This window comes from Kribbella sp. CA-245084 (assembly GCF_050942355.1).
Lineage (GTDB): Bacteria > Actinomycetota > Actinomycetes > Propionibacteriales > Kribbellaceae > Kribbella.
Window position 1 is genome coordinate 773,005 of record NZ_CP192053.1, and the last position, 24,533, is coordinate 797,537.

19 protein-coding genes are annotated in these 24,533 nt (G+C 66.1%); 17 read left to right on the top strand and 2 right to left on the bottom strand.

All coding sequences use genetic code 11. The annotated features are described in order from the left end of the window. The first annotated feature begins 86 nt into the window (after positions 1 to 86). The gene (locus ACQPYH_RS03900; RefSeq protein ID WP_432886628.1) at positions 87 to 2,960 is read left to right on the top strand and encodes a S8 family serine peptidase; all 2,874 of its coding nucleotides are present in this window, start codon (positions 87 to 89) and stop codon (positions 2,958 to 2,960) included. A gap of 63 nt (positions 2,961 to 3,023) precedes the next feature. Here ACQPYH_RS03900 and ACQPYH_RS03905 read toward each other — a convergent pair whose 3' ends face one another. Then, entirely contained in the window at positions 3,024 to 3,968 is a 945-nt protein-coding gene (locus tag ACQPYH_RS03905) for a phosphotransferase family protein (RefSeq protein ID WP_432886631.1), read from the bottom strand. 925 nt (positions 3,969 to 4,893) lie between these two features. On the opposite strand from ACQPYH_RS03905, the gene ACQPYH_RS03910 reads away from it, so the two are divergent. The 4 genes from ACQPYH_RS03910 (at position 4,894) to ACQPYH_RS03925 (ending at position 7,921) form a co-directional block, all read left to right on the top strand. Continuing rightward, positions 4,894 to 5,457: a TetR/AcrR family transcriptional regulator gene (locus tag ACQPYH_RS03910; protein WP_432886634.1), complete on the top strand. Its 564-nt coding sequence runs from the start codon at positions 4,894 to 4,896 to the stop codon at positions 5,455 to 5,457. Beyond that, the gene (locus ACQPYH_RS03915; RefSeq protein WP_432886637.1) at positions 5,454 to 6,311 is read left to right on the top strand and encodes an LLM class F420-dependent oxidoreductase; all 858 of its coding nucleotides are present in this window, start codon (positions 5,454 to 5,456) and stop codon (positions 6,309 to 6,311) included. The genes ACQPYH_RS03910 and ACQPYH_RS03915 overlap by 4 nt, the downstream gene beginning before the upstream one ends. Positions 6,312 to 6,392: 81 nt before the next feature. Then, complete coding sequence (locus tag ACQPYH_RS03920) at positions 6,393 to 7,226, top strand: hypothetical protein (protein ID WP_432886640.1); 834 nt, start codon at positions 6,393 to 6,395, stop codon at positions 7,224 to 7,226. Then, positions 7,223 to 7,921 (top strand): HD domain-containing protein, encoded by a 699-nt coding sequence (locus tag ACQPYH_RS03925; RefSeq protein ID WP_432886643.1) that lies wholly within the window; start codon positions 7,223 to 7,225, stop codon positions 7,919 to 7,921. Before ACQPYH_RS03920 ends, ACQPYH_RS03925 begins: the two co-directional genes overlap by 4 nt. A gap of 1 nt (position 7,922) precedes the next feature. Here ACQPYH_RS03925 and ACQPYH_RS03930 read toward each other — a convergent pair whose 3' ends face one another. After that, positions 7,923 to 8,927, bottom strand: coding sequence for a LacI family DNA-binding transcriptional regulator (locus ACQPYH_RS03930; protein WP_432886646.1), 1,005 nt, complete (start codon positions 8,925 to 8,927; stop codon positions 7,923 to 7,925). Between the two features lie 136 nt (positions 8,928 to 9,063). On the opposite strand from ACQPYH_RS03930, the gene ACQPYH_RS03935 reads away from it, so the two are divergent. The 12 genes from ACQPYH_RS03935 (at position 9,064) to ACQPYH_RS03990 (ending at position 24,528) form a co-directional block, all read left to right on the top strand. Next, positions 9,064 to 10,365 carry an ABC transporter substrate-binding protein gene (locus ACQPYH_RS03935; protein WP_432886649.1) on the top strand — a complete coding sequence of 434 codons (1,302 nt, stop codon included), beginning with the start codon at positions 9,064 to 9,066 and terminating at the stop codon, positions 10,363 to 10,365. A gap of 5 nt (positions 10,366 to 10,370) precedes the next feature. Next, a complete protein-coding gene (locus ACQPYH_RS03940; RefSeq protein WP_432886652.1) occupies positions 10,371 to 11,303 on the top strand; it encodes a carbohydrate ABC transporter permease in 933 nt (310 codons plus the stop codon). Next, on the top strand, positions 11,300 to 12,115 hold the full coding sequence (locus ACQPYH_RS03945; protein WP_432886655.1) for a carbohydrate ABC transporter permease: 816 nt from the start codon (positions 11,300 to 11,302) through the stop codon (positions 12,113 to 12,115). Before ACQPYH_RS03940 ends, ACQPYH_RS03945 begins: the two co-directional genes overlap by 4 nt. After that, complete coding sequence (locus ACQPYH_RS03950; RefSeq protein ID WP_432886658.1) at positions 12,112 to 13,575, top strand: hypothetical protein; 1,464 nt, start codon at positions 12,112 to 12,114, stop codon at positions 13,573 to 13,575. Before ACQPYH_RS03945 ends, ACQPYH_RS03950 begins: the two co-directional genes overlap by 4 nt. Positions 13,576 to 13,595: 20 nt before the next feature. Then, positions 13,596 to 15,593 carry an alpha-amylase family protein gene (locus tag ACQPYH_RS03955; protein WP_432886661.1) on the top strand — a complete coding sequence of 666 codons (1,998 nt, stop codon included), beginning with the start codon at positions 13,596 to 13,598 and terminating at the stop codon, positions 15,591 to 15,593. A gap of 11 nt (positions 15,594 to 15,604) precedes the next feature. Continuing rightward, positions 15,605 to 17,170 (top strand): malate synthase A, encoded by a 1,566-nt coding sequence (aceB, locus tag ACQPYH_RS03960; RefSeq protein WP_432886664.1) that lies wholly within the window; start codon positions 15,605 to 15,607, stop codon positions 17,168 to 17,170. Positions 17,171 to 17,335: 165 nt separating this feature from the next. Further along, complete coding sequence (locus ACQPYH_RS03965) at positions 17,336 to 19,105, top strand: peptide ABC transporter substrate-binding protein (protein ID WP_432886667.1); 1,770 nt, start codon at positions 17,336 to 17,338, stop codon at positions 19,103 to 19,105. A 2-nt stretch (positions 19,106 to 19,107) separates the two neighbouring features. Continuing rightward, on the top strand, positions 19,108 to 20,085 hold the full coding sequence (locus tag ACQPYH_RS03970; protein ID WP_432886670.1) for an ABC transporter permease: 978 nt from the start codon (positions 19,108 to 19,110) through the stop codon (positions 20,083 to 20,085). After that, a complete protein-coding gene (locus ACQPYH_RS03975; protein ID WP_432886673.1) occupies positions 20,072 to 20,971 on the top strand; it encodes an ABC transporter permease in 900 nt (299 codons plus the stop codon). Before ACQPYH_RS03970 ends, ACQPYH_RS03975 begins: the two co-directional genes overlap by 14 nt. Then, complete coding sequence (locus tag ACQPYH_RS03980; RefSeq protein WP_432886676.1) at positions 20,968 to 21,933, top strand: ABC transporter ATP-binding protein; 966 nt, start codon at positions 20,968 to 20,970, stop codon at positions 21,931 to 21,933. The genes ACQPYH_RS03975 and ACQPYH_RS03980 overlap by 4 nt, the downstream gene beginning before the upstream one ends. Then, a complete protein-coding gene (locus ACQPYH_RS03985) occupies positions 21,926 to 22,837 on the top strand; it encodes an ATP-binding cassette domain-containing protein (RefSeq protein WP_432886679.1) in 912 nt (303 codons plus the stop codon). Before ACQPYH_RS03980 ends, ACQPYH_RS03985 begins: the two co-directional genes overlap by 8 nt. A gap of 446 nt (positions 22,838 to 23,283) precedes the next feature. Then, positions 23,284 to 24,528 (top strand): hypothetical protein, encoded by a 1,245-nt coding sequence (locus tag ACQPYH_RS03990; RefSeq protein WP_432886682.1) that lies wholly within the window; start codon positions 23,284 to 23,286, stop codon positions 24,526 to 24,528. The last annotated feature ends 5 nt before the right edge of the window (positions 24,529 to 24,533 follow it).

Genomic DNA, 24,533 nt, shown 5'->3' on the forward strand with positions numbered 1-24,533 from the left:
TGTAACGCCGACTGAGATCCGCGCGATTTACCGCCGGGGCCACATCTGGCCCGATCCGCCCTTATGAGGTCTTGGGAGTTGCGGTGTTGCGTAAGGCGCGTTTCCTGCGGCTGGCTCTGCCGGCTGCGCTGGTTGCGGGGTCAGTGGTGGTGGTTACCGGTTCATCCGGTAACGCTGCGGTGTCCGCCGAGCCGAATGTGCGGCAGGCGAAGTTCCAGCCTGCCGCGGCGAGTGGTCCGAAGTACGACCCGAAGTCGGTGATCGTGCAGTTCAAGCCGAAGGCGACAACCTCGGCCCGCAAGGCCGCGGTGGCCAAGGCCAAGGGGACACCAGACGTGTCCGTCACCGCGGACGTCGTCAAGGTCACCGGTGACACCCCGGCGCCCGAGCTGCTGAAGAAGTTCAAGGCCGACCCGTCGGTGGAGCTTGCCTCGCTCAACTACATCCGGCAGAAGTCCGCCATCCCGAACGACTGGCTGTACGCGAACTACCAGAAGTACCTGTCGACCGTCCGCGTCGACAAGGCGTGGGATCTCTCGAAGAGCGCCGGCAACCAGACGATCGGTGTTCTCGACACCGGCGTCGACGCGGGCCACCCGGACCTGGCCGGTCACCTGCTGCCCGGGTACAACACCTTCAACAGCGCGCTCCCGCCGAACGACGGCGACGGCCACGGTACGGCGACCACCGGCATCATCGCGGCCGGCACCTCCAACAGCCTCGGCATCGCGGGCGTGGCGTGGAACGCCAAGGTCCGTCCGGTCAAGGTGCTCGACGACACCGGCTCGGGCGACGACACCAACGTGATCAACGGCATCAACTGGGCGGTCAAGAACGGCGTCCGGGTGATCAACATGTCGCTCGGCGGTGAGGGCGACGACCCGATCCTGCACACCGCGATCCAGAACGCGGTCGCCAAGGGCGTCGTACTGGTCGCCGCGGCCGGCAACACCGGCGACTCGTCGCTGCACTACCCGGCGGCGTACCCGGAGGTCCTGTCGGTCGGCGCGACGAACGCGGCCGGCGTACTGACCAGCTTCAGCACGTACGGCGACTCCGTCGACCTCGCCGCCCCGGGCTACGACATCACCAGCACCTCGCCCCGCGCCGGAACCCCGGCCGGCTACGAGCCGTACTTCCTCGGCCTCGCCGGTACGTCGTTCTCCTCGCCGATCGTTGCCGGCGTCGCCGCGCTCGTCCGCAACAAGTGGCCGACGCTCACGCCGGAGCAGGTCATGGCCCGCCTGAAGGCCACCGCCCGTGACGCCGGTCCTCGCGGCAACGACCCGTACTACGGCGCAGGCATCCTCGACGCCTACGCCGCCCTCGGCGGCAAATGGACCACGGACTTCGCGCAGGGTGTCGCCGACACCAACGACCAGCCGTCCCGCGCGGGTGAGCTGATCGCCGGCGTCGCGGTGTCTTCGACGATCAGCGTCGAAGGCGACGTCGACTGGTACAAACTGCCGTCGGCCGCGCTCCACCAGGTGCGCCTCGACCTCACCGGCCCGATGTTCGACTCGGGTACCTACGCGCAGAACTTCGGCCCGGTCATCTCGGCGTACGGCGAAGACCTCAAGCCGCTCGCGTATGCCGCGAAGCCGGAGCCTCCGGTGGACGGCGACGGCTACGAGATCCCGCAGGCGCTGACCGCTTCGACGTACGTCAACGTCCCGGCCGGCACGATGTACGTCGCGGTCCGGAACGCCAACGGCTCCCGGGACAGCCGTCCGTACACGGTGAAGCTCACGAACGCCGACGGCACCCCTGACGCGGCGGCGATCGACGCGTACCCGGTCCGCGACGTGCTGCCCGGGAACCTGTCCTCCGGTGTCTCGGTCCTCGTCAAGCCCACGGTCACCTTCCCGCGGAACGTCGACGAGAACAGTGTCACCAACGGCGGCGTGAAACTGCTCAACGGCAAGACCGGTGCGGTGATTCCGGCGACCGTCACCTACGACCACGACATCCGCCGGGCGGAGATCTCGCCCGTGTCCCCGTTGGCTGAGGCCACGCCGTTCCGGATCGTCGCCGACGGTGTCGTCTCGCTCGATCCCACGGTGCCGATGGTGCCGGTCACCTCGGTGTTCAGTACGGAGGACCTCGCTCCGAAGCCGGTGCAGCTCATCGGGGTCGGCGCCTACCTGGCCGCCAACCTGTCGTGGACGATCCCGCCGACCACCGATCTCGATCAGGTGATCGTACGGCGGAACGTGGGGAGCAAGGCGCCGACGCCGAGCACCGGGACGCTCGTGTACACGGGTACCGGGACCGTGGTGAAGGACACCGGGCTCGCGCAAGGTACGACGTACACGTATGCCGCCTGGAGCAAGGACCGTGCCGGTCACTACAGTCCGGCCGCGGTGAAGCAACTGCTCGGGATGAAGTCCGGGATCGCGGTGACGTCGACGCTGCTCAACTACGGCGGGGCGATCACGATCAAGGGCAGCACGCTGCGGATCGACAATCTGGCGTACGCCGGATTGCCGGTGAACGTCTACGTACGACCGAAGACGTCCTCGAAGTTCACGCTGCTTGCAGCGCTGAAGTCGTCCTCGACCGGGACCCTCTCGGTGACGCACAAGCCGCTCGTGTCGTCGGTCTACATGCTGACGTTCCCTGGCAACGGGATCCTGATGGGCACCCGTACCCCCGACGTCACCGTCCAGGTCAGGCCGACGATCTCGGCCACTCTGTCGCCGGCGTCGATCCGGCTCGGCGGGACGACCGCGTTCAGCGGGTACGTCGTTCCGGCGCACTACGGCCAGACGGTGTACCTGCAGCAGTACGGCAGCAAGGTCTGGAAGTCGATCGCCTCGGTCAAGCTCAGCACCTCCGGCAAGTACGCCTTCGGCATCAAGCCGGCTGTTCGCGGCCAGATCGCCTATCGCGTGTACTTCCCCGGCGATGCCGATCACGCCCCGGCATACACCGTCAACAAGATCGTCACCGTCAGCTGAACTGGTGGCCCGCCGCCCCCGTGGGCGGCGGGCCGCCACCCTTAGCGGTCTGGGAATCCGCAGTTATCCGAGGCGCCGTAACGCCGACTCGACAGCGACCTCGACCCGGGACGTCATACCGGGCACATCGACGGGACGAAGCCCAGCGACCTGGCCCTGGATCCACTTCGACCCGCTGGCGTCGTAGTGCAGCAGGGCATACAGGTCCCACCACGGATCGAGAGTCACCCCGGCAATCGACTCGTAGAGCGACCGAAGCTGCTCCGACCACTCGGGCGAGTAGAGCGCCGCCAAGTATCGCCGACAATGCCCGAGGTCGATCGCGCGCGATCCCCGATGGATGGAGTTCCAGTCGGTCAGTCCGGTGATTTTCCCGCGCGACCACAGCATGTTGACCGGCAGAAGATCGCAGTGCAGAAAGACGGCAGGGTCCTTTGGCGGCGGAGCTGCCATGACATCGAATGCAGCCTTCCAGACAGCCGGCTTCTGTGCGTCGCCCGGCACCTGAAATCCGCCCAGAGGAGCGATCCAGGAATCCGTCCACGGTCTGAACGTCTTAGCGGGGAGATCGAGGGAGTGCAACAAGACGGCGAGCTCCGCGATCCTCGTCAGCCAGGACCGAGGCTCCGCCGGGTTGAGGTGAACATGCCCCGGCAACCGTGACATCAGCAACGATGGCGAGCCGCTTGTCGAAGCACCCGCAACGTCAGTAGCCAGAATTCTCGGAACTGGGAGCCCGCTGCCCGCCACCACACCGAGGTTGGCGATCTCCTTCTCCAAGGGCTCCTGGAGGCCGAGGCCGCCCGGGTACTGCCGCAGTACGACGAACGTTCGCACTCCACGCCGCTCGACAGTCAGCCGATTCACGGCGGAGCAGACGCCACCGGTCATTCGGCGATAATCAACGACCCGACTGCCCCGCGCCATCGACGCCGCAACCCAGCCGAGCGTCTCCGCGGAGGGCCGACGCTGCCTGAACCCGCCATCCCTCCAGTCGCTGACGGTCATGCCGCGAGACTATTCGTGCCTCCACAGACTCACCAACGGATTACTGAGATGCCAAGCCGCGCGGAATCCCCCGGCTATCTGGTGTGGTGGCCGGGCCGGCAGTCCCCGTCCCGTTTGCGCCGCCCAATCACGACCCCACCGAACGCGATACCCACGAAGCGGCGTCCGACTCGGGGCGGTCGATTGGCCCGCCGGCGGCCGTGCTCATGAGAGTGCTCCACCTCGCCGCCGAAGGCGGCTAACAGGTCCGCCGCCGAAGGCGGCTAACAGGTCCGCCGCCGAAGGCGGCCGACAAGTGAGCCGCCCCCAAGCGGTGTCGGATTGCTTGTGGGGCGGCTTGCTGCCGGGGCAGTTGAACGAGTAGGCGGCCCATGCCCCGCCGAAGGTGGCTAGTAGGTCAGCGGCCGCGACGCGGTGTCCGGTTTGGCTGGCCGGTCCGTTCGTGGACTGGTGTGCGGTCGGCGCGGTGGGACGGTTTTTGTTTGGCCGCGGAGGACGGGCGAAAGGACGGGTGTGCACGCCGCCGGAGGCGGCCAGAAGGGCAGCCGCCGCGAAGCGGTGTCGGATTGCTGGTGGGGGTGGTGTGCTTGCCGGGGTGGTTGAGTGAGGGGGCGGTCCGTGCACCCGCCGGAGGCGGCTAACAGAACAGCCGCCGCGAAGCGGTGCCGTTGGTCGGTGGGCGGGTCCGCTAGCCGGGACGGTTGGGTGAGTGGGTGGCTTGCGCGCCGCCGGAGGCGGCTAATTAGTCAGCCGCCGCGGAGCGGTGCCGGTTGGTCGGTGGGCGGGGTGTGTTCGCCGGGGTGGTTGAGTGAGGGGGCGGTCCGTGCACCCGCCGGAGGCGGTTGACAGAACAGTCGCCGCGGAGCGGTGTCCGTTGGGGGTTCCCTCGGCAGTCAGGTGCTGTACCTGTGGGTACAGTTGTGGGGTGGAGACGGTGGAGCGGTTGATTCGTAGTACGCAGGAGTTGTTGTGGGAGCGGGGGTATGTGGGGACCTCGCCGAAGGCGATTCAGCGGGCTGCCGACGCCGGGCAGGGGAGTATGTATCACCACTTCGCGGGGAAGGCGGAGCTGGCGAAGGCGGCTATCGAGCGGTCGGGGGCTGAGCTCAGGGCTGCCGCAGATGTTCAGCTGACCGGCGAAGGGTCGGCCGGCGAGCGGATCGCCGGGTATCTCGAGCGGGAGCGGGATGTGCTCAAGGGATGCCAGGTCGGGCGACTGACGGCGGATCCTGACGTGATTGCGGACCCGATGTTGCGGGCGCCGGTCGCTGAGACGTTTGAGTGGTTGCGGAAGCGGCTGGCCGAGGTGGTTGCTGAGGGCAAGCGCTCGGGTGAGTACCCGGAGTCGCTGGACCCGGAGCGGATCGCGGCGACGGTGGCTGCGGTGTTGCAGGGTGGGTACGTGCTGGCTCGAGCGGCCGGCTCAGCGGAGCCGTTCGAGTTGGCTGTTCAGGGATTGATCGACTTGTTGCCGGAGGCTACGAAGTGAAGATCGGTGCGGTGTTCCCCCAGCTCGAGATCGGCGCGGATCCGATGGTCGTGCGCGACTGGACGACGACCGTGGAGCAGGCTGGGTACAACCATGTGCTCGCCTACGACCACGTGCTCGGCGCGGATCCCGCGAACCGGCCGGGCTGGACCGGGTACACCGACAAGTCCTTGTTCCACGAGGTTTTCGTGCTGTTCGGGTACATGGCGGCGATCACCACCACCCTCGAGCTCGTGACCGGCGTACTCATCCTGCCGCAACGGCAGACGGCGCTGGTGGCGAAGCAGGCCGCCGAGGTCGACGTACTGAGCGGTGGCCGGCTGCGGCTCGGTGTCGGCATCGGGTGGAACCAGGTCGAGTACCAAGCGCTCGGCGTGCCGTTCAAACAGCGTGGAGCGCTTCTGGAGGAGCAGGTCGACGTACTGCGCAAACTCTGGGCCGAGCCGGTGATCTCGTACGACGGCAAGTACCACGAGATCGTCGAGGCCGGCCTGAACCCGTTGCCCGGCCGCCAGATCCCGGTCTGGTTCGGCGGCACCGCAGACGCCGTACTCCGACGCACCGGCCGGATCGGCGACGGCTGGATGCCGCAGTCCCCGCCCGACGATCACGCCCGCCAGCAGATCGCCACGATCCGAGCAGCCGCGGAAGACGCCGGCCGCGACCCGGAATCCATCGGCATCGAGGCCAGACTCACCCTCGCCGCCGTCCCCGAGCAGGACTGGCCCACCTTCGCCGCCGGCTGGCGAGACCTCGGCGCCACCCACCTCTGCATCAACACCATGAACCTGGGCCTGCCCACACCAAGCGACCACGCCAAGGTCCTCGCCGAGGTCCTCCCGAAGCTGACCTGACAACCCCCAGGACGGTATCTCCCGCGACCTCCCGAGCCTCCGAACAGGTAAGGGGAGTCTTGTCAGGGAGAGAGGACTGTTATGTCCGCCGGGAACGATTTCGAGAAGAGGACCTACAACTACCTGCGGCTCGCGATGATCGCGGTTCTGATCCTGCTTGCGGTGGCGATCCTGCGGGAGCGGGCCAAGGTCACCGGCTGCTGGCAGGGGTCGATCAGCGCGTACTACTACACACCGGTGCACGCGGTGTTCATCGGTGCGCTGGTCACCGTCGGCGCCTGCATGATCGTCCTGAAAGGCGCCACGACGTTCAAGGACGTCCTGCTGAACCTCGGCGGCCTTCTCGCCCCGGTCGTTGCCTTCGTCCCGACGCCGAACGCCGGCAGTTGCTCGTCCGCAGAGATCGTTTCGCGCCGCGCGGCGGTGGACATCGCGAACAACATGTTCGCGTACTTCGTGGTCGGTGCAGTCGCGCTGCTGGTCGCACTGATTCTCGGACTGACCGCGAAGCGCGAGGCCAGGTGGGGCCGGACAGAGGTCGGCGGGTTTGTCGCTTCCGTGGTGCTCTGGCTGGCGGGAATCATCTGGTTGAAGGCCGATCCGGACAGCTTCAACGGCAATGCGCACTACACCGCGGCCGCGCTCTTGTTCGCAGTCATCATCGGCATCGTTTTCATGAGTGCACGCGGCAAGCGTCACCAGCCGGTCGCCGGGGTGCGGGAGCGGAGGAACTTCGCGCGTGCCTACGGGGTGATCGCGGCCGCGATGCTCGTGTGCCTGGTGATCGGTCTGATCGCCAGGTCCTCCGGGATCCTCTGGATCGAGACCGCTCTGCTAGGACTCTTCCTGCTCTACTGGGTGCTTCGGACCGCTGAACAATGGCGTGCGGACACGGAGGAGTCCAAGTCGGAATGAACGAGGTTCTCAGCACGAAGGACAGGCTGCGGTTGTTGCCGACCGTGGTGGGGCGGTTGGGGACGACGGGGATCGAGTTGGCGGCGTACTGCCTGGGCAAGCGCGGGGCGCCGTTGCCTTCCGGCGTGGCAATCAGCCCGCCGGCAACCGGGTGGGGTGCCGAGGCGCAGAAGGTTGGCGCGCAGCTGTTGGGGCCAGGCTTTCTCGAGCACTCGGTGCGGACGTGGTGGTTCGGGATGGCGTTGGCGTACGCGGACCGGGCGCAGGCGAACGTCGACTCGGACCTGTTGTACGTGGCCGCGATGTTGCACGACATCGGGCTGTTCGCGCCGGTGAAAGGCAGATGCTTCACGGCCGCTGGGGTCGAGGCTGTCCGGGAGACAGCTCCGGCCGGTACGGCGGCGCACGAGATCGCGGACGTGGAAGCCGCGATCTACGAGCATGTCGATATCGAGAAGCCGGCCAAACCCTTGTCGTACTACCTCCAGGCGGGGTCGTTGCTCGACGTGGCCGGGACGCGGATCACCAAGGTGGACCCGGTGGTCGTCAGGCAGGCATGCAGCGACCGAGCAGGGTTCCCTGCAGCGTGCAGGTCTGCTTGGCGAGCCGAGTGCCGGAGGTTTCCCGAGGGTCGGGCTGCCTATATGGAGTTCGCGTTGTTGCTGGGGACTCGGCTCAATCCCTTGCCGCGATGAGCTAGTGGCGGTTGGCGGTTGAGCCTCGGATGGCTAGGGGGCAGGGGAGGGTGACTGTCTCGGTGGGGCGGTCGGGGTCGGCTATGCGTTGGCGGAGGAGGTCTACGCCAGTTTCGACGATGGTGTGGGTGGGTTGCTCGACCGAGGTGAGGTCGAAGGATTCCCAGGCGGCCATCTCGGTGTTGTCGAAGCCGATCACCCAGACGTCGTCGGGGACTCGCGCGCCGACCGCGCGGGCTCCGTCGAGGATGCCGAAGGCGAGCAGATCGGTGACGGTGTAGATCGCGGTCGGCGGATTCTTCCGGGACAGGAGCTTCACCGCGGCGGCGTGGCCGTCGGCATGCGGGACGCCGACCGAGACCACGTTGCTCGGCTTGATCTTCACGCCGGCGTCGGCGAGTGCGGCGCGGAAACCGAGGTCGCGGTCGCGGGACGTGTTGCCGGTATGGGTGAGCGTGACGAGCCCGATGTCGGTGTGGCCGTGGTCGACGAGGTACTTGCCCGCGTCGTACGCGCCCTGCCAGTTGTCGCCGACGACCTGGTCGCACTCGAGCTCGTCGATCCCGCGGTGCAGCAGCACGGTCGGCGTACCCGAGGCGAGCGCCATCGTGTGCAGCTTCGAGTCGTACGTCGCCGAGGTCAGCACGAAGCCGTCGACGAGCCGCTGATGAAGCACCTCCGCGACCGTCTCCTCCGGATCGTGCTCGATGTTCCACAGGATCATGTGCAGACCCGTCGAACTGAGCACGCGCCCGATCTCGTCGAGCAACTCGGCGTGGAACGGGCTGGTCACGCGCGTCATGAACACGCCGATCGTGTCGGTCCGCCCGGTCTTCATCGCGCGCGCCAACGCGTTCGGCGTGTAGTTGGCGTCCTTCAGCACCTGCAGGACCCGCGCCCGGGTTTCCGGGTTGACCTTCGGATTGTTGGTCAGCACCCGCGAGACCGTCGCCTGCGAAACTCCCGCCAGCCGGGCCAGATCCCTACTCGTCGGTGGTCGTGCCATCGACCCCGCCTCCCCTCATCGTCCAAATGCTGAACCCTACTCAAGAGTCTCGCCCCAAGCCGTTGACCACGCCGAAGGCAGTGTGTATACGTATTCATTGTATACGTATTCATCCCGAAGTGGATGGGAGATTCCGGTGCAGACACAACTCTCCAACCTGAGCCGCCGCAGGTTTCTCGCCGGACTGACGGGACTCACGGCCGCCGGAGTAGTGGCCGGCTGTGGTGGCAACGGCAACGCAGGTGGAAGTGGGGGCAAGAGCCTCACCTTCCTCAACTGGGAGCAGGTCAAGGGCAACCCGCTGGAGCAGGCGATCCAGGCGTTCGAGAAGGAATCGGGCACCAAGGTCACCATCCAGCCCGCTGTCACCCAGGAATACGACACCAAGATGCGCACGCTGATCGCGGGCGGCAGTCCGCCGGACGTGATGCGGATCAACGACGACTTCGTCCGCGGCTTCTCCTCGCAGGGAGCGCTGCTGGACCTGAAGCCGTACATCGACAAGGACAAGCTCGACACGTCGCAGTTCGCCAAGGAGACGTTCGACTTCCCGCAGCAGCCCGACGGTTCGCACACCGCGTGGGTCCTGGGCTATGAGCCGCGGCTGATCTTCTACAACGCCGATCTGTTCAAGCAGGCCGGCGTACCGCTGCCGCCGACAACGTGGTCGGACGACGGCTGGACCTGGTCCGACTTCGAGGACAGGGCCAAGAAGCTCACCGACCCGGCGAAGAAGCAGTACGGCGCGCTGGTCTACCTGGACACCGGCTACGAGCAGACGTTCACGGTCAACCATGGCAGCCAGACGGGCATCTTCTCCAAGGATGGCACGCAGTTCACACTGTCGGACTCGAAGGAGTCCGAGGCGCTGCAGTGGGCGACCGACCTGACGTGCAAGGAAAAGGTGCAACCGCCGTGGTCCGCGCTGCAGCAGGACAGCATCCAGAACCAGATGTTTGCCCAGGGCAAGATCGCGATGATGTTCGCGACCTTCGGCACGGTGCCGTACATGCGGCAGACGGTGAAGGACTTCACCTGGGACGTCGCTCCGCCGCCTGGTGACGTGGAGCAGAAGACCGAGTCCAGCGTGATCGTGTTCTGCATCCCGAAGAAGGCCAAGAACCCCGATGCGGCGTGGGATCTGCTGAAGTACCTCGCCAGTGAAGACGGCGGCAAGATCCTGCTCCAGGGCGGCGCATTCACGCCGATCAACCTCAAGGCGGCGGCCGAGCTGGCGCCGAACGGGAAGGCGCCTGCGCATATCGGACTGTTCGCCGAGGCTGCGAAGCACCTGACCGCGACCAACCAGACCAAGAACACCATCGGCGCCCGCGAGCTGTACCGGCCCGCGCTGGACACGGCGTACAACTGCGAGAAGCCGGTCGCCGACGTTCTCCAAGGCGTCAAATCACAGGTGGAGAACGCCTTGAAGGGTTGATGTCGATGGCAACCATCACGATGGAGCGCGACAAGACCGCGGTCCAGGTCAACGACGTACGCCGGGCCCGCCGCAAACAGAATCTCACCGGCTGGCTGTTCATCAGCCCGATCGTGGTCGGGGTGGTGGCGTTCCAGTTCTTCCCGATCCTGGTCTCGATCGTCGCGTCGCTGACCGACTGGAACGGCATCTCCCCACCGAAGTTCGTCGGGCTGAAGAACTTCACCGAGATGTTCACCGACGACCCGTTGTTCCTGCAGACGTTCAAGAACACCGTCTACTTCACGCTGGCGAGCATTCCGCTGACGATCGGCATCGGGCTGATCCTGGCCTTGCTGTGCGCTCGTCCGATCCGCGGCGTCGCGTTCTTCCGGACGGCGTACTTCGCGCCGTACGTGACGAACGTCGTGGCGATCGGGTTCGTCTGGTTCTGGTTCTTCCAGCCGGACAACGGCGTGATCAACGGCTTGCTCAGCCAGCTCGGGATCAACGGCCCGCAATGGCTGTCGAGCTCGAGCTGGGCGATGCCGGCCGTGATCATGGTCAGCGTCTGGCAGGGCATCGGCTACCCGATGATCATCCTGCTCGCGGGTCTGCAGGGCTTGCCGAACGAGTTCTTCGAGTCCGCCAAGATCGACGGCGCCGGAGCGTGGCAGCGGTTGCGGTTCATCACGTTGCCGCTGCTGACGCCGCACTTCTTGTTCCTGCTGATTACGCAGTTCATCTCGTCGTTCCAGGTGTTCGGCCTGATCTACGTGATGACCAAGGGCGGGCCCGGCCACGCCACCAGCGTCTACATCTACAACATCTATCAGAACGCGTTCAGCTACGGGAAGGTCGGCTACGCCTCGGCGATGGCGTGGATCCTGTTCGTGGTGATCGCGGCCGTCACCTTCCTGCAGTGGAAGCTGCAGAAGAGGTGGGTGTTCTACTCATGAGAATCGTCGGAAAGACTTCGCAGTACGTCGTGATGACGTTGTTCGCGGCCGCGTTCCTGGCGCCGCTGGTCTGGATGATCAGTGCGTCACTGCGGCCCGAGGCGAAGGTGCTCAGCTCGCCGCCGAAATTCCTGCCCACGGACACGCAGTGGAGCAACTACGGCGAGGTGTTCGACCTGATCCCGGTGTTCCTGTGGAACAGCGTCAAGCTCGCAGCCTTCAACGTGGTCGGCATCCTGATCGTCGCCTCGATGGCCGGCTACGCCTTCGCACGACTCAGGTTCGCCGGCCGCGACATCGCGTTCATGGTGCTGCTCGCCACGTCGATCATCCCGGGCATCGCGTACCTGATCCCGCAGTACATCGTCTTCCAGCACATCGGCTGGGTGGACACGCAGTACCCGCTGTGGGTGCCGAAGGTGCTCACACCGGTGTTCGCGACCTTCCTCATGCGGCAGTCGTTCCTGACCATTCCGAACGAACTCGAGGACGCCGGCAAGATCGACGGTGCGTCCACGTTCGGGATCTATTGGCGGATCATGCTGCCGCAGACCAAACCGGCGCTCGCCGCGATCGGGGTCTTCACGTTCCTCGAATCGTGGAACGACCTGTTCGGTCCGTTGATCTACATCACGTCCGAGAACCTGCAGACGTTGCCGGTGGCGCTCGCCCAGTTCCAGGGCGAGTACTTCACCAAGATCAGTCTGCTGATGGCAGGCGCGACGATCTCCGTCGTACCGGTCATCGCCGTCTTCCTTTTCGCCCAGCGCTATTTCATCCAAGGCATCACGATGACAGGAATGAAGGGGTGAGCATCGTGCCCGATCGGGTCGTTGCCATGCAGATCGGAGCCATCTCGTTCGTCGACGAAGGCGTCGACCAGACACTCGACATCCTGGCCGAGCGCGGCGCGGTCAACGCGCTGTTCCTGGCCACACCGACCTGGACCCGCGGAACCGGCGGCCGGCAGATCCCCGGCCACCCGATTCCCGACCACGGCGCCCAGGAGTACGACCTCGGCTGGGTCGGCGGGAACTACGCGACCCCGCACCCGCAGTACTACGGAAACACCGTGCTCGGCGACGTCGGCCGCGCACCCGAACACCCTGAGCTGGACCTACTCGGCGAGGTGATCCCGAAGGCCCGCGAGCGAGGCATCAAGTCGTTCGCCTGGATGGAGGAGAGCGGCGGCGCGCGCGAACTGCGGACGTACCCGAACTTCGCCAAGGTGCTCGAGGTCGACGCCTGGGGACGCCCGGGACGGCGGCCGTGCTTCAACAACCCGGACTACCGCAACTGGCACCTCGGGTTCGTCGAGGACTACGTCCAGAGCTACGAGCTCGACGGCCTGGCCTGGTGCTCGGAGCGGCCCGGTCCGCTGAACATGCTGATGCAAGGCACGGTCGACGTGTCCGAGATCGGCTGCTTCTGCACGCACTGCAAGCAGATCGCCCGCGAGCGAGGCATCGACGTCGACCGGGCGATGCGCGGATACCGCGAGCTGGTCGAGTGGAACCAGCGGGTCGGCGCGGGTGAGCGTCCGGTGGACGGCGCGTTCGTGACGTTCTGGCGGACCCTGCTCAACTTCCCCGAAGTACTGTCCTGGCAGACATTGTGGACCGAGAGCCAGCGACAGCTGTACCGCGACATCTACGGCGTCACCAAGGCGATCTCGCCCGAGGTACAGGTCGGCTGGCACGTCTACCACAACATCTCGTTCAGCCCGTTCTACCGGGCGGACCAGGACTACACGGAGATGGCGAAGTTCTCGGACTTCATCAAGGTCGTCATCTACAACAACTGCGCCGGCCCGCGGTTCTTCACCTGGGTGAAGAGCATCTGCGGTGCGTTGTTCGCCGACGCGGAGCCCGAGGACGTGTACCCGCTGATGATGAAGCTGCTGCAACTCGACGAGGGCTCGTACGAGAAGCTGCCGCAGACGGGCTTCACCGCGGACTACGTACGCCGGGAGACCGAGCGGGCCGTCGCCGGTGTCGGCGGGCAGAGCGCGATCTACCCGGGGATCGACATCGACATCCCGGTCGGCGTCGCGAAGCAGCGCGGGCTGGAGAAGCCGCGTGACGTCGGCACGAAGATCAACTGGGACGACAACGAGGGCGAACTGACCGCCTGCACGCGCGAGTCCGTGCGGGACGCGACGCTGGCCGCGTTCGAAGGCGGCGCGGAAGGCGTCGTACTCAGTCGCAAGTACTCCGAGATGCTGCTCGAGAACCTGTCCGGTGCCGGCGATGCGGTCCGGAGTCTGAAGTGAAGCCTTGGTATCAAAGGACTTTGAGGTGGGCGCAGACGAATCTCACCGAGAAGGACCCGGCCCGGTACGACGCCGAGTGGTGGCGGGAGCACTGGCGTCGTACCAAGGTGCAAGGGGTGATCGTCAACGCCGGCGGGATCGTCGCGTACTACCCGAGCAAGTTCGAGCTGCAGCACCGCGCTGAGCACCTCGGTGACCGCGATCTGTACGGCGAGATCGCCAAGCTCGCGCAGGAGGACGGGCTGACGGTGCTGGCCCGGATGGACTCGAACCGGGCGCACCAGCCGTTGTACGACGCGCATCCGGACTGGTTCGCGATCGATGCCGACGGCAACCCTTATCGGGCCGGGGAGCTGTACGTCGCCTGCGTGACCGGGCCGTACTACAAGGACTTTCTGACCGGGATCCTCGAGGAAATCATTGAACGCACTGAACCGGACGGGCTGACCGACAACAGCTGGAGCGGCCTCGGACGGGACTCGATCTGCTACTGCCCGAACTGCCGCGACACCTTCGGGCAGGACCTCCCGGCGTCACCGGACTGGGCCGATCCGGTCTACCGGCAGTGGATCCGCTGGAGTTACGACCAGCGGCTCGCGGTGTGGGACCTGAACAACGAGGTGACGCGGCGCGCGGGCGGTCCGGATTGTTTGTGGATCGGGATGAACGGGGGCGAGGTCGTTGCCCAGAGCAAGAGGCTGCGCGACGACGTCGAGATCTGCAAGCGGGCGTCGATCTTCATGCTGGACTCGCAGTGGCGGCACGAGGAGTCCGGGTTCCAGGCGAACGCGGACTCCGGCAAGCGCCTGCACGGGCTGCTCGGTTGGGACACGCTGATCCCGGAGAGCACGGCGATGTACGACGCCGGCGTACCGACGTTCCGGCTCGGGAGTAAGCCTGAGCCCGAGGCGCGGATGTGGGCGATCGAGGGATGGGCCGGCGGGATCCAGCCGTGGTGGCACCACATCGGGTCGGTGCATGACGACCGGCGGCAGTATGCGACGGCGCAGCCGCTCTTCGAATGGCATGAGGCCAACGAGGAGTTTCTCGTCGATCGGGAGCCGGTGGCCACTGTCGGGCTGTTGTGGAGTCAGCGCAGCGTGGACTTCCACGGGAAGGACTCGGCTGAGGAGGTGAGCCAACTGCCCTACCGTGGGTGGGTGGATGCGCTCGTTCGTGCGCGTATCCCGTACTTGCCGACAAGTGAAGTAGATGAACGCTTCCAGGTCATAGTCGTGCCCAACGTGGGCGTGCTGACCGACGAGCAGATCACGCAGCTGCAGGCCTATAGCGGCCGTCTGGTCGTGACCGGGGAGTCGGGGCTCTACGACGAGTGGGGCGATCGCCGGGATGACTGGGCGTTGGGCGACCTGCTGGGGGTCCGGCACGCGGGCAAGCGGCTGGGCGACGGGACGGTGACCGACTGGGAGAACTACGACAGTCACAGCTACCTGCGGATCGAGGACCGATCGGTTTTCGACGGCGACACCGACGTACTGCCGTTCGGCGGGCAGTTGGAGGTGGTGGAGGCCGACAAGCCGGCGCTGACCTGGATTCCGCCGTTCCCGATCTATCCGCCGGAGAAATCGTGGATGGAGGAGCCGCGGAGCGATACCCCGGCTCTGGTCCTCGGCGAGCGTACGGCGTACTTGGCGGCGGATCTCGATCGGCAGTACGCGAAGCATCACCACCCGGATCACGGGAAGGTGCTCGCGAACCTGGTCCGGCACGACGGCATCCCGCTGCGCGTGGACGGCGCCGGCGTACTGGATTGTCAGCTCTACAAGCAGGGTGACCGGCACATCCTGCACCTGGTCAACCTTGATCAGGGCGGCGCCTGGCGCGGTCGTCTGGAGGAGTTCACGCCTGCTGGCCCGTTCACGGTGTCGCTCAGGGTGACCGGGTCGAGTGCGCGACTCCTCGTCTCGGGTGATGAGGTAGAAGTGAAGGAGCAGGACGGCTGGATTACGGTCGAGGTAGACCGGATCACCGATCACGAAGTCGTAGTACTGAGCTAAGGGAGCGACACGTGTCCATCGACGTCACCGGCCCGATGAACGAGCGGTACGACGAGATTCTCACCGAGCGTGCGCTCGGACTCATCGAGACGTTGCACCGCACGTACGACGGGCGGCGGAAAGAGCTGCTGGAGCGCCGCGAGCAGCGGGTCGCGGAGATCGCGGCCGGGGCGTCGCTGGGGTTCCTGCCGGAGACGAAGGACGTCCGGGACGACCCGGAGTGGCGGGTCGCGCCCGCCGCTCCGGGCCTGATCGACCGGCGGGTGGAGATCACCGGCCCGACCGACCGCAAGATGACGATCAACGCGCTGAACTCCGGCGCCAAGGTCTGGCTGGCCGACCAGGAGGACGCGAACACGCCCACCTGGGAGAACGTGGTCGGCGGCCAGCTCAACCTGTTCGACGCAATCACCCGGCGCATCGACTTCAGCACCGACGCGAAGAGCTACGCGCTGAAGCCGGACGAGGAGCTCGCGACGATCGTCGTACGGCCCCGGGGCTGGCACCTGCCGGAGAAGCACATCCAGGTCGACGGTGAGCCGGTCAGCGGTTCGCTGGTCGACTTCGCGCTGTACTTCGCCGCGTGCGCGGAGCTGCAGATCGCCCGCGGACAAGGACCGTACTTCTACCTGCCGAAGATGGAGTCGCACCTCGAGGCACGGCTGTGGAACGACGTGTTCGCGACGGCACAGGACACGATCGGGATCCCGCGCGGGACGATCCGGGCGACCGTGCTGATCGAGACGTACCCGGCCGCGTTCGAGATGGAAGAGATCCTGTACGAACTGCGGGACCACTCCGCCGGGCTGAACGCCGGACGCTGGGACTACATGTTCAGCGTGATCAAGACGCACCGGACCCGCGGCACGGACTTCCAGCTGCCGGACCGGAACAGCGTGACGATGACCGTGCCGTTCATGCGCGCGTACACCGAGCTCCTGGTGCGGACGTGCCACAAGCGCGGGGCGCACGCGATCGGCGGGATGGCGGCGTTCATCCCGAGCAAGGACCCGGCGGTCAACGAGCAGGCGTTCGCGAAGGTCGAGGCCGACAAGACCCGCGAGGCCGGCGACGGCTTCGACGGCTCGTGGGTCGCGCACCCCGGCATGGTCGAGACCTGCCGGACCGTGTTCGACTCGGTGCTGGGCGACAAGCCGAACCAGGTCGACAAGCTCCGCGAGGACGTTGCGGTGACAGCCGATCAACTGCTGGACGTCGCCTCCACGCCCGGTGAGGTCACCGAGGCCGGCCTGCGCAACAACGTCAGCGTCGCCGTGCAGTATCTGGCCGCCTGGCTCGAGGGCACCGGTGCCGTCGGCATCTTCAACCTGATGGAGGACGCCGCCACCGCGGAGATCTCCCGCTCGCAGATCTGGCAGTGGCGCCGCAACCAGGTCGTCCTCGACACCGGCGAGACCGTAACCACGGATCTGGTCGAACGGATCGCGGACGAAGAGATCGACAGGCTCGGCAACCCCGACCGCTACGCCGCCGCCCGCTCGCTGTTCCTCGAGGTGGCCCTCGCCGACGAGTACACCGACTTCCTGACGCTTCCGGCGTACGAACGCTTCAGCTGACAAGGAGCTCTGCCGCCTTTCGGGATCGCTGGTCGCGATCTTTTCGGTAATGGCCGTAAAGCGTTGACATCGACGCTCTGACGGCCCTACGGTCGCGACCATAAGTCGAGTTCCGGACGCCAGAAAGGCGGCACTCCCTTGCCCAAGCCTGTGTGGTCTAGCTCGGTGCCGCCGGTCGGTCAGACCCGGCGCGACTTCCTGCGACTGTCTGGTCTGACCATCGCCGCACTCGGCGGCAGCTGGTCGCTGACCGGCTGCGGACTGTTCGGCGACGACAACGACAAGGCCGCCAACGGCCAGTCGACGCTGAAGATCGACTACGTCCCGGTCGAGGTGCTCGACCCCCAGGTGATCACCAACGGCATGTGGATCCTCAGCCGTGGGATCTCCGAGGGCCTGGTCACCCAGACGGAGAAGGGCGACAACGTCCAGCCGGCCGTCGCGTCCGAGTGGAAGGTCTCCGACGACCACCTGACCTACACGTTCACCCTCCGGGACAACGCTCAGTGGTCCGACGGCAAGCCGGTCGTCGCCAAGGACTTCGAGCGGACCTACAAGCGGCTGTTCACCCCGGCCGGCGGCTCGGCCGGCGGCACGACACTCGGTGCCAACAGCTACCAGACCGCGACCGGGATCAAGGGCGCGCAGGACTTCCTGTCCGGCGTCCTGACCGACTGGTCGAAGGTCGGCGTGAAGGCGAACGGGGACCATGAGTTGGTCCTCACGCTCTCGAACCCGAACCCGGACTTCCTGCTCGCGCTCACCCATCCGGCGATGCTGCCGCTGCCGATGGATCTGGTCGAGGGCAAGCCGAAGGACTGGCAGAACCCGCCGAACTACGTGTCCAACGGCCCGTACACGGTGACCGAGTGGGTGGCGAACTCGCGGCTGATCCTGGTGCCGAACGAGAAGTACTGGGACCGCGACAACGTCAAGGTGAACCGGATCCAGGTCAACCTGGTCGAGCCGAGCGCGGCGGCGACCGCGACCGTGCCGTACGAGAACGGCGAGACGGACCTGGTCCAGCTCGCCGGCCCCGACGTACTGCGGTTCCAGAAGGACGCGGACCTGTCGAAGCAGCTCGAGCAGACCGAGAACTACAGCATTCTCTACCTGGCGAAGCTGCGTAGCCAGCACAAGGCGATGGAGGACGTCCGGGTCCGCAAGGCGTTGTCGCTCGCGCTCGACCGCAAGACGCTGGCCGGTGTGCAGCCCGGTCAGGAGCCGGGGGTTTCGCTGGTGACGAGCCGGACCGCCGGCTGGGACGAGAGCATCGGGATCAAGGACGACGCTGCCGAGGCGAAGCGGCTGCTCGCCGAGGCCGGCTACCCGAACGGTCAGGGTCTGCCGCCGGTGCGGCTCCTGGTCGGCGTACCGGACACCACGCTCGCCGACGCGATCGTGGACAGCTGGACCAAGCAGCTCGGCATCAAGGCGAGCGTCGACCACGTCGAGGCCGGTGTGTACACCGAGCGGCGCTGGCAGGTCCAGAAGGGCAACTACATCGGCTTCTACTACGGCACGTTCGCCGGGCTGCCGACGTGGCCGACGATGGTCGGGTCGCTCTGGTCGCCGAAGAACGTGCAGGAGATCAGCCTGCCGAGCGATCAGTGGCAGAAGTACCAGGCGTTGCAGGACAACAAGAACCTGAAGCCGGCGGACAAGACCGCACAGCTCAACGCCGTGCTGGCCGAGCACGCGACGGCTCCCGCGCGGGAGATCGGTGCGCTGGTCGACAAGGCCAATGTCGAGCCGGACGACGCGAAGCGGATGGACCTGTACAAGCAGGCCGCGAAGCTGCGCGAGGAGCAGTACCTGTACCTGCCGGTGCTCTGGTTGAGCCTGTTCCACGCGGTCAAACCGAAGGTGCACGGTCTGCAGTTGCGCGCGTACCCGGACTACTTCTACCTCAAGCCGCTGAGCGTAGGGAGCTGACCGTGGGGCTCGCCACCTACATCGGCAAGCGGCTGGTGCGGTTGGTCCTGTCCTTGATCGCGGTATCGATCCTGACCTTCACGCTGCTACAACTTGCCCCCGGCAACTTCGCCGACCTGCAGCGGGTGAACAGCGGCGCGACGAACTTCGGCGGCGTCGGCACCGAGTCGATGGTCGGCGAGCTCGAGACCCGGTACGGCGCCGACGTACCCGTCTGGAAGCAGTACCTGATCTTCATGAAGGGCGCGGTCGTCTGGGACTTCGGGCCGTCGTACAAGTACGCGAGCCGGAATGTGCAGGACATCATCGCGGAGGCGTTCCCGGTGTCGGCCACGTTGGCGTTGCTCGCGGTCCTGCTCGCGCTGCTGATCGCCGTACCGGTCGGGGTGTTCGCGGCGTTGCGGCAGAACAGCAAGACCGATCACGGGACGATGTTCGTGGTCACGCTCGGGCACGCCTTGCCCAGTTATCTGAGTGCGGCGTTCATGATCTTGTTGTTCTCGGCAACCTTGAAGTTGTTGCCTTCCGGTGGTTGGAACGGTCCGAAAGATCTGATTCTTCCGGTGCTTGCTTTGAGTCTCGGGCCGGCGGCCGTGTTGGCGCGGTATGTGCGGTCGAGCATGTTGGAGACGTTGCGTGAGGAGTACGTCACGGCTGCGATTGCCAAGGGCGGCCCGCGGCGTACGGTCATCGTCCGTCATGCGTTGCGCAACTCGTTGATCCCGTTGGTCACAGTGGCTGGTCCGCTTCTGGCAGCGCTGATGACGGGAACTGTCTTTGTCGAGGCGCTGCTGCGGATCCCCGGCCTCGGGTTGTACTTCGCGAACGCGGCGGCGAGCCGGGACATGCCGCTGCTCATGGGTACGGCGTTGTTCTTCGCGCTGATCCTGATGGTGACGAACCTGGCCGTGGACCTGATCTATCGCTTCCTCGATCCCCGAATCCGCACCGTGGGAGGTGTGTCCGATGACGGCCACTGAGGGCATCTCAACCGTCGCCGGCGAGTCCTCGCGCGCCGCGCGTGGGCCGTTGGCTCGGGCGTGGTCGCGGTTTCGCAAGCATCGGTTGGCGTTCGGCAGTCTGATCTTCTGTTCGCTGCTGATCATCACCGCGATCGCGGCGCCGCTGATCGCGCCGTACGGCTATGAAGAGACCGACATCCAGCACAAGCTGGCCGGCCCTTTGTCCGAAGGGCATCTGCTCGGCACTGATCTGCTCGGGCGGGACATTCTGAGCCGGCTGATCTACGGTTTGCAGACTGCGTTGACCGTTGCCTTCGGCGCGGAGTTGACGGCCCTTGTGCTGGCGTTGGCGATCGGGCTGCTCGCTGGGTATCTCGGCGGCCGGGTCGAGTCGTTGCTGATGGCATTCACCGACGTCATGTACGCGTTCCCGAGCTACCTGTTCGCGGTGGTGATGGTGACGGTGCTCGGTCGCAGCATCTTCGCGCTGGTGGTCGCGATCGGGATCGCGTCGTGGGTCACTCAGGCCCGGCTGGTCCGGGCGCAGGTGATGACGATCAAGGAACGCGAGTACGTCGAGGCGGCGAGGTCGATGGGTGCGAAGGGCAGCACGATCGCGATCCGGTACATCCTGCCGAACGCGATCGGACCGATCCTGGTCACCACCAGTTTCGCGATCCCCGCCGCGATCGCCGCCGAGGCCGGTCTGGCTCTGCTCGGTCTCGGTGTCCAGCCGCCGACGCCGTCGTGGGGCGCGATGATCAGCGAGGGCAGTCGGTACCTGCTGGCGGCGCCGCACATGCTGGTTGCCCCGGCGGTGCTGTTCGCCTTGACCCTGTTGGCGTTCACGTGGATCGGTGACGGCGTACGGGATGCCTTCGACCCGAGCGGGGAGCAGCGATGAACGACGAGGCTTTGCTGTCGGTGCGCGACCTGCGTACGACGTTCGGCGGTTCGTTGACCGCGGTCGATGGGGTGTCGTTCGACGTACGGCGTGGGCAGGCGCTCGCGATCGTCGGCGAGAGCGGCAGCGGCAAGAGCGTGACGATGCGCAGCGTGATGGGGATCCTGCCGCGAACCGCGCGGATCACCAGCGGCCACGCGTACTTCGGCGGCCGCGACCTGCTGGCAATCGGCGACAAGGAACTACGTCGCGTCCGCGGGCGCGAGATTGCGATGGTCTTCCAGAGCGCGATGGAGGCGATGAATCCGACGCTGACTTTGGAACGCCAGCTGACCGAACATCTGATCTGGCACGGTATTTGCAACAAGTCTGAGGCTCGGAAGCGGGCGGTGCGGGCGCTTGGTGATGTCGGGATCCCTGATCCGGAGAAGCGGATCCGGACGTACCCGTTCCAGCTGTCCGGCGGGATGCGGCAGCGGGCGATGATCGCGATGGCGATGGTGACCGAGCCGGACCTACTGATCGCCGACGAGCCGACGACCGCTGTCGACGTCACTGTTCAGCGTCAGATCCTGGATCTTTTGAAGGGGCTGAAGGATCGTGGCACTGGCGTCATCATGATCACGCACGACCTTGGTGTGGCGCGCTACTTCTGCGACGACGCTGTCGTGATGTACGCCGGGCGTGTGGTCGAGCGGGCGCCGATGGCTTCGCTGCTTGACGATCCGCGGCATCCGTACACCGTGGGCCTGCTCGGGTCGAGCGTCGAGGTCGGCGGGCGGGAGCTGGCGCTTCGGCCGATCCCTGGTAGTCCGCCGGATCTGTCGCGGCGTCCTGTTGGGTGTGCGTTCCATCCCCGCTGCCCGCGCGCCGAGCTGCCTCGATGCCAGACCGAACAGGAGATCCTGACGATCGGCCCCGACCGGGACGCCGCCTGCTGGAAGGTGACCGTCGATGCCTGACGAACTAGCCCCCGCCCCGACGCGTGACGAACTGGCTCACACCCTGTCGGCTGACGAGGTGGCCCGCGCCTCGGCGCGTGACGAGTTGGCTCACACCGCGTCGGCTGATGAGGTGGCCCGCGCCTCGACGGGTGACGAGCTGGTCCGGGCCGAGTCGGTCACGAAGGTCTTTCGTACGCGCGCGGGTGAGGTCCGCGCGGTCGACGACGTTTCGCTGACGGTGCATCGTGGCGAGACGCTCGGCCTGGTCGGCGAGAGCGGCAGCGGGAAGTCGACGGTGGCCCGGCTGATGATGGGGTTGCAGCCGTGTACGTCGGGCCGGGTCGTATTCGACGGAAAGGATCTCGGCCAGCTGCCAGCACGCGACCTACGGATCCTGCGCCCGCGAATGCAGATGGTCTTCCAGAACCCGTACGGCTCGCTCCTCCCACACTTCAGCGCCATCGGCAACGTCATGGAGCCGCTCCGCCTGCACGACCGCGGCGACAAGACATCCCGCCGTACCCGCGCACTAGAACTCCTAGACCTAGTCGGCATCAACACCCACAACGCCGAGCTGTATCCACGCCAGTTCTCCGGCGGCCAACAACAACGAATCGCAATCGCCCGAGCCCTGGCCCTCGAGCCCGAACTCCTGGTCTGCGACGAGCCGACCTCCTCCCTGGACGTCTCAATCCAGGCCCAGATCCTCGAACTCTTTACCGACCTGCGAAACCGCCTAGGCCTCTCCATGCTCTTCATCTCCCACAACCTCGCCGTAGTAGAACGCCTAGCCGACCGCGTAGCCGTCATGAACAAAGGCCAAGTAGTAGAGGAAAGCCCCACCGAAGCCCTCTTCCGCGCCCCCCAAGCCCCCTACACCCGCCAACTCCTCTCCGCCGTCCTCCCAGTCCGCCAGCACTAACCCCCGCGAGCAGTCGGTCCTTGCGCCGAGTCGTGGCGATTGGCGATCGGGCCGTGGACCGAGTCGTGAGTTTCGGCGGTTTTCGGCAGCCCGGATCCACGACTGGACGGACCGCGCCGCCGCGAATCCCCACGACTCGGTGGTTCGCCGTACCTGGCCTAGGTGTCTGTCGTAGGCTTACCGCGATGTGCGAAGTTGGCTCGTCGCATGTGGGGGAAGCGGGGTTGCTCGGGGTGTTGCCTGGGCGCTTCGAGGGGGTAGGGCTCCGTTAGGGCGGGGTGTTGACGGCAACGTGGGGGGCCACGTGAAGGTTTTCGTGGGCGGGGAGCGGGGGCCCGATCGCGGAAGAGCGTCGATGCCGAGCCTCAGGTCGCTGCGCTCCTTGGCTTCGCTGTCCTCGGACTGCGATGGGCCGCGTTTTCTGCCTAGATTTCAGGAGTTGGCCGATGGATGACGAGATTCAGCTGATCAGTGACGATGATGGGTTGGCGGTTCTCGGGGATCCGGCGGTTGTCGAGCGCTTTCTGGTCTCTGAGGGGCTGCAATCGAAGGATCTTGGGCTGCCGCGGCTCGGATCTGTTCTTAGTGCCGGGGCTGTTGCCGCACAGGCGGGTTCGGAGATTGCGGCGAACTCGGGTCGTTGGGTGAAGATGACCAAGGAGTCCGCGCAGTTCGCCAAGAAGCTGGGGCTGAGGCGAAGCTCCAAGGGCTACAGCACTGGTGTGTTGAAGGGGAATCACGGCCAGATCAAAGGGTTTGTTGAATTCACCAAGGGGTCGCTGCTGACCAACCCGGCGGTTCTGGCTGGGGCGGCGGGGATCATGGCGCAGCTTGCTATGCAGCAGGCGATGGATGAGATCACCGACTATCTCGCCACGATCGACAAGAAGGTCGACGACGTACTCCGTGCGCAGAAGGATTCTGTGTTCGCGGACCTGATCGGCGTGGATTTCGTACTGCGGGAGGCCATGACCATCCGGGAGCAGGTCGGCAGGGTTTCCGAGGTCACGTGGTCGAAGGTGCAGGCCACCACGCTGACGATCGCGACAACTCAGGCGTACGCGCTGCGTCAGCTCGACGCACTCGCGGAGAAGCTGGAGGGCGAGTCCAAGATCGGTGAGCTCGCCAAGACGGCCAAGGAAGCCAAGGCCAAGGTTGAGGAATGGCTCGCCGTACTGGCCCGCTGCTTCCAGCTACAGGACGCGATCGCCATCCTCGAACTCGACCGCGTCCTGGACGCCTCTCCGGACGAACTGGACCACCATCGCCTCGCCCTCCGCGCTGCACGGAACAACCGGCTGGATCTCATCTCCAAGAGCACTGAGCGCCTGATGGCCCGCATGGATGCCGCCGCCGGTACGGCGAACACGAAGGTCCTGCTGCATCCGACCTCCTCCCGGGAGGTGGTGGACTCGAGCAACCAGGTCGCGCAGAACGTCGTGGAGTTCCACGGGCGGCTCGGGATCGAGCGCGGTCGGGAGTCGTTGGAAGCGAGAAGGTGGACGGACGCGGCCACGGAGGCGCGGGACAAGGCTTTCGATGCGGGGGCGGATGGCGTCGACGCTGCCAGGCGCCTCGGTAACGAGACCTTCGACCTGGCCAAATCGACGACGGGCAAGCTCTCCAGCCGACTCACCGACCGAGTGTGGCGCCGACGTACGGACGACGCGGAAGCCGACCAGCAAGACTGAGTCCG